Source organism: Burkholderia sp. LMG 13014 (assembly GCF_905232215.1).
In the GTDB taxonomy this organism is placed as follows: Bacteria; Pseudomonadota; Gammaproteobacteria; order Burkholderiales; family Burkholderiaceae; genus Burkholderia.
On sequence record NZ_CAJNKE010000033.1, the window covers coordinates 16,205 to 28,115 of the forward strand.

The 11,911-nt window shown below is 66.9% G+C and carries 10 protein-coding genes; 6 read left to right on the forward strand and 4 right to left on the reverse strand.

What is annotated here, in order from left to right; all coding sequences use genetic code 11:
* Positions 1-33 precede the first annotated feature (33 nt).
* Positions 34-1,287 (reverse strand): CdaR family transcriptional regulator, encoded by a 1,254-nt coding sequence (locus JYJ84_RS06915; RefSeq protein ID WP_205189142.1) that lies wholly within the window; start codon positions 1,285-1,287, stop codon positions 34-36.
* A 140-nt stretch (positions 1,288-1,427) separates the two neighbouring features.
* Here JYJ84_RS06915 and JYJ84_RS06920 point away from each other — a divergent pair, with 140 nt between their 5' ends.
* From JYJ84_RS06920 to JYJ84_RS06945, 6 genes are all read left to right on the forward strand, one after another.
* Complete coding sequence (locus JYJ84_RS06920; protein ID WP_122950431.1) at positions 1,428-2,954, forward strand: NAD(P)/FAD-dependent oxidoreductase; 1,527 nt, start codon at positions 1,428-1,430, stop codon at positions 2,952-2,954.
* Between the two features lie 2 nt (positions 2,955-2,956).
* Positions 2,957-3,913, forward strand: coding sequence for an alpha/beta fold hydrolase (locus JYJ84_RS06925; protein WP_122950432.1), 957 nt, complete (start codon positions 2,957-2,959; stop codon positions 3,911-3,913).
* A 186-nt stretch (positions 3,914-4,099) separates the two neighbouring features.
* The gene (locus JYJ84_RS06930) at positions 4,100-5,521 is read left to right on the forward strand and encodes a coniferyl aldehyde dehydrogenase (protein WP_122950433.1); all 1,422 of its coding nucleotides are present in this window, start codon (positions 4,100-4,102) and stop codon (positions 5,519-5,521) included.
* A 29-nt stretch (positions 5,522-5,550) separates the two neighbouring features.
* On the forward strand, positions 5,551-7,221 hold the full coding sequence (locus JYJ84_RS06935) for a GMC family oxidoreductase (protein ID WP_122950434.1): 1,671 nt from the start codon (positions 5,551-5,553) through the stop codon (positions 7,219-7,221).
* Between the two features lie 129 nt (positions 7,222-7,350).
* Positions 7,351-9,039, forward strand: coding sequence for a long-chain fatty acid--CoA ligase (locus JYJ84_RS06940; RefSeq protein ID WP_122950435.1), 1,689 nt, complete (start codon positions 7,351-7,353; stop codon positions 9,037-9,039).
* Positions 9,040-9,289: 250 nt separating this feature from the next.
* Complete coding sequence (locus JYJ84_RS06945) at positions 9,290-10,015, forward strand: hypothetical protein (protein ID WP_164462954.1); 726 nt, start codon at positions 9,290-9,292, stop codon at positions 10,013-10,015.
* Between the two features lie 205 nt (positions 10,016-10,220).
* Here the strand turns inward: JYJ84_RS06945 and JYJ84_RS06950 are convergent, their stop codons facing one another.
* The 3 genes from JYJ84_RS06950 to JYJ84_RS06960 all read right to left on the reverse strand — a co-directional run.
* A complete protein-coding gene (locus JYJ84_RS06950; protein ID WP_122950436.1) occupies positions 10,221-10,961 on the reverse strand; it encodes a hypothetical protein in 741 nt (246 codons plus the stop codon).
* Between the two features lie 52 nt (positions 10,962-11,013).
* Positions 11,014-11,454, reverse strand: coding sequence for a hypothetical protein (locus JYJ84_RS06955; protein WP_175221927.1), 441 nt, complete (start codon positions 11,452-11,454; stop codon positions 11,014-11,016).
* Between the two features lie 58 nt (positions 11,455-11,512).
* Positions 11,513-11,911: TolC family protein (locus JYJ84_RS06960; protein ID WP_205189143.1), on the reverse strand; the 399-nt coding region annotated here is incomplete at its 5' end.

Sequence of the window (11,911 nt, forward strand, 5' to 3'; positions counted from 1 at the left end):
ACAACCAGCCGCTGAAGAATGGGATGGTGCGACTCAGTCCGGATCGCCGGCGATCCAGTGCAGCACTTCCAGTGCGGCCGCGACGTGCAGGCGTTGCTGTGCGAGCGGGCGGGGCAGCAACGACTCGGCGCGTTCGAGGCGGCGCAGAAGCGTGTTGCGGTGAACGTGGGTTTTCTCGGCTGCGTCGGTCACGCTGCAGCCTTCCGCGAGAAACGCGCGCAGCGCGTCGCGCAGCGACTTGTCGGCGGTCGCCAGGTTGCCCAGCGTATTGGTAACGAACTGCTGGAGGGATTCCATATGGTTGGTCATCAGCGCGATCAGGCTCATGCTGTCCGCGTGCACCACGCCGACACCGGCGTGCAGCCTGCCGAGCAGCCGCTGCGTCGCGAGTGCGTCGAGGTGGCCGCGCCGGAATCCCTCCATGCCGGTCCCGGCGGTCGCAACAGCCATGTGCACGCCGGGCAGCGCGTTGATCGCACGCTGCAGCGAAGGCATGTCGAGCGGTTTGCCGTCGTGATACGTCCAGACCCACAGCGTGGCCGTGTTCGCGACGACGACCAGTGCATTGCGCGTGCCCGCGCATTGCGCCAGCGCATCGGCCGCCCGCTCCAGCACCCCCAGTTCGATATCCGCTTCCTCGCTCCAGACGATCGCGGCGTGATGGCGTTGCTCCAGTGTGTAGCCCAGGCGCCGGCTGGCCTCCTGCGCGCCGATGGTCGTTCCCTCGACGATCTGCGTGACCAGTTCGCGGCGATCGGCGTGCGTGCCGCGCAGCCGCGCTTCGCGTTCGGCGCGCATGAATTCGGCCATGCCGACCATGTTGGTGTCGATGAAGGCCGCGATCGAACGCGACGATACGGCCAGAAACTCGCGCAGCTCGACCGGGTCCTGCGTCAGCGTAAACGCGAGATCCATCCAGCGTTGCCACACGACGCTCTGCGACGAACGGGCCGCGACGAACACGAGGTCAGTGAGGCCGCGGCGCACCAGTTCCTGTGCACTGCTTAGCATGTCGGATGAAAGAAAGCGGGACACCGGCGCGCAAGGGTTTTCCAGGTTGGCGGTGGCCCAATGAATCAGCCCGTTGCGGTTGATCCGGCGCACGGCCGCCGCGAGCACGGGGTCGCTCATCGTCGGGCTGGTCGCGACGTTTTCCTTGTCGAGTTCCTGGAGCCATTCCGTCTGCACATTCAGCGCGATTTCGGCACCCTGGCGCATCAGTTCCCGGATGCGGGGGGAAGGCAAAGGCCAGGTTGGCAGGGCGGTGGGAGCGGGGGGCTGGGACATGATGGTTTGCTATCCAAACGAAGAGGTGCAAGTTGCACTCATTGTATTCGCATACGGTGCATTCGACACCTTGTTCGACCCGATTCGGTTGATGAAAATGACGACACATAGCGCATTTCGACGCAAACAGGAGACACGCCGTGACCGTACATAACCTTCCGTCCACCGAGCACGTCGATGTGCTCATCGTCGGCGCCGGCCTGTCCGGGATCGGCGTCGCGCGTCAACTCGAGACGGACCGTCCCGGTACGTCATACATCATCCTGGAAGCGCGCGGCGCGACCGGCGGCACGTGGGACCTGTTCCGCTATCCGGGCATCCGCTCCGATTCGGACATGCATACCTACGGTTACGGCTTCAAGCCGTGGGCGAACAAGAAGGCGATCGCCGGTGCGGACGCGATTCTGTCGTACCTGAGAGAGACGGCCACCGAATACGGGATCGACCGTCACATCCGCACGAATCACAAGGTGATTCACGCAAGCTGGTCGAGTGCGCAGGGGCTGTGGAGCGTCGACGTCGAGCGCGTCGATACGGGTGAACGCAAGACGATCTTTGCCAAGTGGTTCTTCAGTGCGGCCGGGTTCTATCACCACGACGAAGGCCATACGCCGAAGCTCGACGGCATCGAGCACTTTGCCGGCCCGGTGGTTCACCCGCAGCACTGGCCGGAAGATCTCGACTACGGCGGCAAGCGCGTGGTGGTGATCGGCAGCGGCGCCACCGCCGTCACGCTGTTGCCGGCGATGGCCGGGAAGGCCCGGCACGTCACGATGCTGCAGCGCACGCCGACCTACGTGGTGAGCCTGCCGTCGGAAGACATCATCGCCAATACGCTGCGCAAGGTGATGCCGCACACGTGGGCGTACGCGCTCGTGCGGCGCAAGAACATCGCGATCGCCCGTTTCATCTGGCACTTCTGCCGCACGCGTCCGAAGGCGGCGCGGCGCTTGATCCGTTTCATGAACAAGCGCCAGCTGCCGAAGGGCTATCCGGTCGACGTCCACTTCAATCCGCCGTACAACCCGTGGGATCAGCGACTGTGCGCGGTGCCGGACGGCGATCTCTTCAAGTCGATCCGCGACGGCCATGCGTCGGTCGTGACGGACCGCATCAAGACCTTCACGGAAACGGGCATCGTGCTGGAATCCGGGCAGACGTTGCCGGCCGACATCATCGTCACGGCGACGGGGCTCAACATCCGGTTTTTCGGCGGGATCAAGCTGACGGTCGACGGCGAACCGGTGGATCTCCACAGCAAGGTGGCCTTCAAGGGGATGATGCTCAGCGGCGTGCCGAATTTCGCGTTCTCCATCGGTTATACGAATTCGTCGTGGACGCTGAAGGTCGGGCTGCTGGCCGAGCATTTCTGCCGCGTGCTCGCGCACATGGAGCGCGGCGGCCTCGCGACCTGCGTGCCCGAATTGCCCGCCGCCGACATGCCGACGCGCCCGCTGCTCGATTTCGGCGCCGGCTACGTGCAGCGCGCGATCGGCAGCCTGCCGCGCCAGGGCCCGGGGGTACCGTGGGTCATGTCGATGGACTACCACCTCGATGTCGAAATATTGCGGCACGGTTCGGTCGAAGACCCGTGCCTGCGCTTCCGGCGTGCGCCCGCAGCCGGCGGCACGGATCGCGTCGAGCCACGTCGCGTTGTCGGAGCCTGATCATGACGATTCACACGATGGAAGCGAGCCAGGACGCATTCTGCGACCTGCCGGGCGGCGTGCGTCTCTGCTATCGCATCTACGGGCCCGCCCACGGCGAGCCGTTGCTGCTGATCGCGGGCATGACGCTGCAATTGACCTTCTGGCCGCCGGCGCTGATCGGCGCGCTGATTCAATGCGGCTATCGCGTGATCGTGTTCGACAATCGCGATGTCGGCCGCTCGTCGCGCATCCCGCGGCCGGGGCCGAGCGTGCTCAGGCAATTCCTGCGCCGGCCCGTCAAGGACGGCTATGACCTGGAAGACATGGCGCAGGACACGATCGGCCTGCTCGACAGCCTGCAATTGAAGCGCGCACACGTCGTCGGCATGTCGATGGGCGGCATGATCGGGCAGGTGCTCGCCGCGCGCTATCCGCAGCGCGTGCTGTCGCTGACTTCCATCATCTCCACGACCGGCGCGCGCAAGGTCGGCCAGCCGGCCATGTCGAGCATGCTGATGCTGACTGCGCCGCCGCCGCGCACGCGCGAAGCGGCGGTGGAGCAGTACAGCCGCATCATGGCCCACATCGGCACGCAGGCGTATCCGGCGGACGACGCCGCCCGACGCGCGTACGCGGCCCACGCGTGGGATCGCGGCCAGCAGGCGCGCGACCACGAGAGCACGACCCGCCAGATCGGCGCGATCATCAAGTCGGGAGACCGGACCGAGGAGATCCGGCGGATCCAGGCGCCGACGCTGGTCGTGCACGGCGATCGCGACCTGCTGGTCGCGCCGAGCGGCGGCGTCGCGACCGCTGCTGCGATCCCGGGCGCGGACATGGTCACGGTGCGCGGTATGGGGCATGACATCCCCGACGGCGTCGTGCCGCTGCTGACGAGCCTGATCGACGGCCATATCCGGCACCGTGCGACGCGCGCGACGGCGGAACCTGTGCGCACCGGCAGGCATATTGCGTGAGCCGGTTCGCCTGCGGCACGCGACCGGCGCGTGGCATCGAGCGTGACGTCGCGCCCCGGCGCTCGCGCCATCGCCGGCCGCCGAGCCGACCGTAGGCGCGTGAATCGCGTGAAGACGAAGAACATGCTGCAAGACGCTTGTCGTGATGCGACGGAATCGCACGATCGACGAGCACGAGGAGACACCATGCACCAAGGCTACCCGACTGACCTCGCGGCCCGCTTCGAGCGCCAGCGCCGCGCGTTCGCGCTGGAGCCGAACCCGGCGCTGGCCACCCGGCTGGCGCGCCTCGACCGGCTGGCTGCGTGGCTCGATACGCACGAGCACGATATCGTGCGCGCGATCGATGCCGATTTTCAAGGCCGCTCCGCCCATGAGACCCGGCTGACGGAGGTATTCATCGTGCGCGCCGGCATCCGGCACGCGCGTCGACACCTGAAGCACTGGATGCGGGCGCGCCGCGTGCCGACCGCACTGCATTTCCGTCCCGGCCACAACCGGCTCATGCCGCAACCGCTGGGCGTAGTCGGGATCATTTCGCCGTGGAATTACCCGCTGCAGTTGTCGCTCGGGCCGGCGCTCGCGGCGCTCGCCGCCGGCAACCGCGTGCTGATCAAACCGTCCGAGCTCACGCCCGCACTGTCCGACCTGCTCGTGTCGATGGCGCGCGAGACCTTTGCGCCGGACGAACTGGATGTCGTGGTGGGCGACGTCGAACTCGGCAAGGCGTTTGCCGGCCTGCCGTTCGATCATCTGTTCTTCACCGGCTCGACCCAGGTGGGGCGTGTCGTCGCACAGGCGGCCGCGGCCAACCTGACGCCCGTGACGCTGGAGCTCGGCGGCAAATCGCCGGCGATCCTCGATGCGTCATGCAACGTCGCGGTGGTTGCGCAGCGCATCGCGTTCGGCAAGCTGCTGAACGCGGGCCAGACCTGCGTCGCGCCCGATTACCTGCTGGTGCCCACCGGCACGGCCGACAGCGTTGCGTCGCAACTGGCGCGCGCCGTCACACGCCTGTATCCGACGCTTGCGGCCAATCCCGACTACACGGCCATCATCAGCGAACGCCATCGCGCGCGCCTCACCGAGATGGTCGACGAAGCACGCCGGGCAGGCGCGCGGATCCTCGAAGTCAACCCGGCCGGCGAATCGTTCGGCACGTCGTCGCGCAAGTTCGCGCCCACGATCGTGATCGGCGCGCCGGCCGACACGCGGCTGATGAACGAAGAAATCTTCGGCCCGGTCCTGCCGATCGTCGAATACACGAATCTGGACGATGCGCTGGCCTACATCCAGAGCCGCGCGCGTCCGCTGGCGCTGTACTGGTTCGGCGAAGACGCATCGCGCCGCGATCGCGTGCTGCGCGAGACGGTGTCCGGCGGCGTGACGATCAACGACTGCCTGTGGCATCTGGTGCAGGAGAACCAGCCGTTCGGCGGCGTCGGGCAGAGCGGCATGGGCGCCTATCACGGCCAGTGGGGCTTCGATACCTTCAGCAAGCTCAAGCCGGTGTTTCACCAGACCCGCTGGAACGGCGCGGTGCTGTTCCATCCGCCGTACGGCCGCGTCTTCGACCTGCTGCTGCGCACGCTGTCGCGCCTCGCGTGACTTCCGAATCCTGTATCGAGAGAAATGCCATGAATCATGAGTTCGACTACATCGTCGTGGGCGGCGGCTCGGGCGGCAGCGTGGTGGCTGGGCGCCTGACCGAAGACCCGAACACCAGCGTCTGCCTGCTGGAAGCGGGAGGCAGCGGCGACGGACCGGTCATCAACATTCCGGCGGGCATGGTTGCGATGCTGCCGACCCGTCTCAACAACTGGGCATTCAAGACGGTGCCGCAGCGCGGGCTCGGCGGGCGCGTCGGCTACCAGCCGCGTGGCAAGGCGCTGGGCGGTTCGTCCGCGATCAACGCGATGGTCTACATTCGCGGCCATCGCAGCGACTACGACACGTGGGCCGCACTCGGCAATCCCGGCTGGTCGTACGACGAAGTGCTGCCGTATTTTCGGTTGAGCGAGCACAACGAACGTCTCAGCGACGCGTGGCACGGCCAGGGCGGCCCGCTGTGGGTTAGCGACCTGCGCTCCGACAACCCGTTCCAGGCGCGTTTCCTGACCGCGGCCCGCCAGGCGGGCCTGCCACTCACGGACGATTTCAACGGCGCGCAGCAGGAAGGCGTCGGCATCTACCAGGTCACGCAGAAGCAGGGCGAACGGTGGAGCGCGGCGCGCGGCTATCTGCTCCCGCACCTCGGCAAGCGCGCCAATCTCTCCGTCGAAACGCACGCGCAGGTTCGGCGCATCCTGTTCGAGGGCAAGCGTGCAGTGGGCGTTGAGGTGCTGCAGAACGGCACGCTGAAGACGTTCCGCGCCCGGCGCGAAGTGGTGCTGGCTGCGGGTGCGCTGCAGACGCCGCAACTGCTGATGCTGTCCGGCGTCGGCCCGTCGGACGAGCTGGCGCGCGTCGGCATCGACACGCTGCACCACCTGCCCGGCGTGGGCCGCAACCTGCAGGATCACCCCGATTTCATTCTCAGCTACCGTACGCGCAGCCTCGACACGATGGGCGTCTCGATCGGCGGCAGCGCGCGGATGCTGCGCGAGATCATGCGCTTTCGCCGCGAGCGGCGCGGCATGCTGACGTCGAATTTCGCGGAAGGCGGCGCGTTCCTGAAGACCCAACCGGGCCTCGATGCGCCCGACATCCAGCTGCATTTCCTGGTCGCGCTGGTCGACGATCATGCACGGCGCATGCACCTCGGTCACGGGCTGTCGTGCCACGTGTGCCTGCTGCGCCCGCGCAGCCGCGGCTCGGTCGCGCTGCGCAGCCGTGATCCGGCCGACACGCCGCTGATCGATCCCGCGTTTCTCGACGACCCGCGCGACCTGGAGGACATGGTGGCGGGCTTCAAGATCACGCGCGGCCTCATGGAGGCGCCCGCGCTTGCGGAGTGGATCACGAAGGACATGTTCACGCGCGACGTGCACAGCGACGACGACATCCGGGCGGTGCTGCGCAAGCGCGCGGATACCGTCTATCACCCGGTCGGCAGCTGCCGGATGGGACAGGATGCGATGGCCGTGGTCGATCCGCAGTTGCGCGTGCATGGAGTAGAAGGGCTCCGGATCGTCGATGCGTCGGTGATGCCGACGCTGATCGGCGGCAACACCAATGCACCCACCATCATGATCGCGGAGAAGGCGGTCGACCTGATGCGCGGCGTCAGCCGGGTGGCGCCCGCGGCGCACGCGACAGCGGCGGAAACGCGTCAGTTCACGACGTCGGGCATCGAGACCGGTCGATAGGGTGACGGTCTGACTGTTTTCCCCGCCGAACCTTCACTCGGCCAACCGAATGCGTGCATGCAGCCCCGGGACGACGAGCCCCGCTGATGCCATTTATCACCCGCAGTATTGACGAAGAGTTGCCGAACCATGTCTGCCATCCGATCGCCATTCTGGCCCGCGCACCTGGCCACGCGTCAGGCCCCGCCCGCAACCCACCTGTTCCGTCACGCGGAGGCCGCGGCGGCGCGCCATCCCGACAAGCCGTTCATCCTGTTCTACGACACGCCTGTGTCGTTCGCGCGCTTCCAGCACGAAGCCGAGCACGTGGCGGGCTTCCTGCAGCAGCGTTGCGGGGTGAAGGCGGGCGACCGCGTGCTCCTGGACATGCAGAACAGCCCGCAATGGATGATTGCGTACTACGGCATCCTGCGTGCGAACGCGGTGGTCGTGCCGGTCAATCCGATGAACACGACCGACGAGCTGGCGCATTACATCGAGGATAGCGGTGCGAGCACGGTGATCGTCGCGCAGGACCTGTATCCGCGCATCGCGCCGCTCGTGGGCGGCGCGGGCGGCCTCGCGCATGTCGTCGTGGCGACGTATGGCGACTACGTGGCGCAACCTTCGGCCGTCGCGGTGCCCGACTTCGTGGCCGCGCCGCGCCACGTCGACGGGCCCGGCGTGGTCCACTGGAGCGAGGTGCTTGCCGAGAAGCTGGCGCCGGGCGAACTGACGGCGGGCCCGGACGATATCTGCCTGATGCCTTATACGTCCGGCACGACGGGCAAGCCGAAAGGTTGCGTGCACACGCATCGCAGCGTCACGTGCACGGCAGCCGGTTTCGTCGACTGGTTCGACGATCCCGAAGACGCGATCCACCTCGCGGTGCTGCCGCTGTTCCATGTCACCGGCATGCAGGGCGGGCTGAATGGCCCGCTGTATCGCGGCTCGACCGTGGTCGTGCTGCCGCGCTGGGATCGTGATGCCGCGGGCCGCGCGATCGGCCGCAATCGCGTATCGGTGTGGCAGTCGATCTCGACGATGATGGTGGATTTCCTGTCGAATCCGAACCTGCACGAATACGACCTGTCGAGCCTGCGCTCGATGCGCGGCGGCGGTGCGGCGATGCCGGACGCGATCGCGCGCAAGCTGAAGGAATCGGTGGGACTCGATTACGTCGAAGGCTACGGGATGTCGGAAACGATCGCCGCCACGCACATCAATCCGCCGGCGCGCCCCAAGCCGCAGTGCCTCGGCCTTCCGGTGTTCGACGTCGATGCGCGGATCGTCGATCCGGTCACGTTCCAGCCCGTGCCGCAAGGGGAGGTGGGCGAGATCGTCATGCACGCGCCGCAACTGATGCAAGGCTACTGGCGCAATCCGGAGGCCACGAAACAGGCGTTCGTCGAGATCGACGGCAAGCGTTTCCTGCGCACCGGCGATCTTGGCCGTATCGACGCGGACGGCTACTTCTTCATGGCCGATCGGCTGAAGCGGATGATCAACGCGTCGGGCTACAAGGTGTGGCCGGCCGAAGTCGAGACGATGATGTACCGGCATCCGGCGATCAAGGAAGTGTGCGTGATCGGCACGCGCAGCGCGCATCGCGGCGAGACGGTCAAGGCGTTCGTCGTGCTGGATCAGGCGTACCCCGACGGCGTGACGCCCGACGACGTGGTGGCATGGGCGCGCGATCATATGGCGTCCTACAAGGTTCCGCGCATCGTCGAATTCGTCGAGTCGCTGCCGAAGTCCGGGTCGGGAAAGATCATGTGGCGCGAGTTGCAGGAAAGGGAAGAGGCGGCCGCTGCCGCTCGAGGAAACGCAGTGGCATGACGTGCATGCGATGCGTCACTCCGTGTTGGGTCACACGGACTGCCTGCGTCGCGCGTTGCCTCGAATGAAGCAGCTACGCGGGCGTTTCCTCGTGTGCTGCGTCGATTCAATGTTTGTCATCAAGACCTATTATTGTCAATGTGGACTACTTGTCGGGCGGCTCGGCTGGCTGTGTCGCGCGACCGGGCCGGTCACTTCTTATCGACTGGTTCTCCACGCGGGAACCGGGCATGGTGTGCGGAGAAAGAGAATGAGGAACGATTCATACAAGGTCATGCGCTTCACGGCGTGGAGCGCGATCGTCGGCGGCCTGCTGGCCTACGCGAACGTGGGGCTGGTGTCGATGGTGGCCGGCACGGATGCCGGCATGCTGTTGCACGGTGCGACGATGCTGAGCCTGCCGTCCGAAACACGCGACCTGTTTCGCTTGTCGATGCTGGCCGATGTGTTCGGGTTCTATCTCGCGGTGCTCGTGATCGGCGGGTACTTCGTGCATACCTTCAAGGATGAACTCGGCGCGCGCGGCACCATGATCGCGTTCGGGATCGGCGCGTACGCGGTGCTCGGCATCACCGGCGCGGCACTCCAGCTGTCGGTGCTCGATCCGCTGGCGCACATGTATGCGGGCGGAGACGACGCGACGCGGGCCGCCGCGGCAGCGGCGTGGGCGACGGTCGCCAACGGCACGCAAAGCGGGCTGTGGTGGGCCGAAGGCCCGCTGGTATTCTTCTGGGCGCCAATCGTCGCCAATCATCTGAAGAAGGCCGGCTGGCACGGGTCGTTCCTGTTGAAGATCGTTGCCTGGTTTTTCGCGATCATCTTCGTCTCCGGATTCTTTCCGGAATTCGAAGCCGTGACGGGGGCGGGCGAGATTGTCGTCGTGCTTCTGCTGCCGTTATGGATGCTGGGGTTCGGCTGGCAGTTGCTGCGTCGTGCAGGCCGGCACGTGAAAGCGGGAGCGATGGTCGCCGGGTAATGGCGCGATAGGAGCAATGCCGGGAGGCGTGGCCGGGCATCACCGGAAGGGGCACGACATCACACGGCGCGTACGCCCCCTCGCGTCAAAACCGCTCGCTCCCATAACCGGCTCCCTTCACACACTCCCATGAACGGCTCCCATCGGCGATCCCGAAGGTGGGAATCGCCCACGCATGCAGCCCGCGAACCCCGAAGCCGGCCTGTCAGGCCGTGACTGACGCCGCCGCAGCGCGCACCTTGGCGGCCTGCAGATGCTGATCGCGATCAGCCAGCCAGTCTTTTCGCTCGCCGCGCCAGCCCACCGCGTGGATCCGGTCCATCCGGCGAGCGGCAACGGTTGCCGTACAAGCCAGGCCGGAGAGCGGGAGATCGAGCAGGCACCAGTTGCCCGCATGCGGCGTATCGACTTCGCGGAATGACCCCGCGAGTGGCGCCAGCGACGCGAGCGTGGCGCCGTGTCCGCTTCCACACGCATTCGAGATGCTGTCCAGCCGCAGCTGGTCGCGCGAAACCGGATCGGCGAGCGCGCTGGTCTGCGCGATGCCCAGCCCGATCGGGCCACGCGCGATCGCGATGACGATCCAGATCCCGGCATGGCCGACCACGACGTCGAGCCCGTCCAGCAAGTCGCAGCCCGCGACCGCGAGATGGTCGGCATCGCGGTCGATCAGCGTCAGTTCGTCGGGCGCGCGGCCGGCCAGGGTTCCCAGGATCGCGCGCAGCGCCGATCGGCCGATCGCGAAGCGGCGGGCATGCGCGCGATTGGGATGCGTCCTGACCCGCCGCAACTCCGTCTTCGACAGGCAGAGATGACCTTGCTCGCTGGTGACGAGCTGCCATTCGCCGCGCAGTCGCCACAACAGCACCTCGCCTGCATCGGGGAGCCGTGACGGACATGACGCAAGCGTGTGTGAGCTCGCGATCGTCAGGGCGGGATAGCGCATGACGGCCCTCGTGTTCGTGGCGAGTGCAACGTGGCGTGGCGCGCCGGCCCCGTCATGCCTGTTGTCCGGCCTGCCATGCGTCATTCCCCGAATGCTGCCGCGTGAGTCGGGCCGCGAGCGAGAGAGCCTGTTCGAACGACGCCACCGCATGATGCGGAATCCCGAATGCCTTGACGGCGGTTTCGCCCTGCGCGGCCACCTCGGCACGCCGGTCGGGATCGGGTTCGACGCTGACGAGCGCCTTGCAGACGGCGCCCAGCGCGTCCTTGTTCTGCTTGAGCCAGACCGCGCGATGCTTGCGGTCTTCATGGCTCTCGTCGGTATCGAGCTCGATGTAGACGATGACGAACGGCTCGCCGTGGCGCATCAGCGCGTCGATCTCGCGTTCCCAGCGAGACGCGTAGCCCGGTGTCGCGTGTTCGGCGCAAAACACGCAGGCCGGAAAGAGATGGATGTCGTGCAGCGTGAAATCATTCGGATCGAGAGCGGGCATCGAGGTTTCTCCGGTGGATGAGCGACGCCGAAGCGTCGGGGCGGTCGCGCGGCGGCGTTCAAGGTGCGTTCGCTGACGTTGCGCTGGCCTGCGTGACCGGCGGCGCGTCGCGCCAGCCGACGCCGAGCGACTTGTAGAGTGCGATCGCGCCTTGCACCTGTGCGAGCCGGCTGAGTGCGAGCGCATCGCGTGCGCGGTAGGTTGCGCGCTGCGCGGTGAGCACCGACAGGTATTCGCCGAGACCGTTGCGGTACAGCCGCGTCGCGCGCGATTGCGCATCCTGGCTGCTGTCGACGGCTGCGGCGAGCATGGCCTGCCGGTCGCGTGCGGCGCTGATCGCAACCAGCGCGTCCTCCACGTCGCGAAACGCGCTGCGGATGCGCTGTTCGTAGGCCAGCCGAGCGGCCTCGGCGGCCGCGCGCGCCGCGTCGACGCCGGCTTTCGCGCGGCCGCCGTC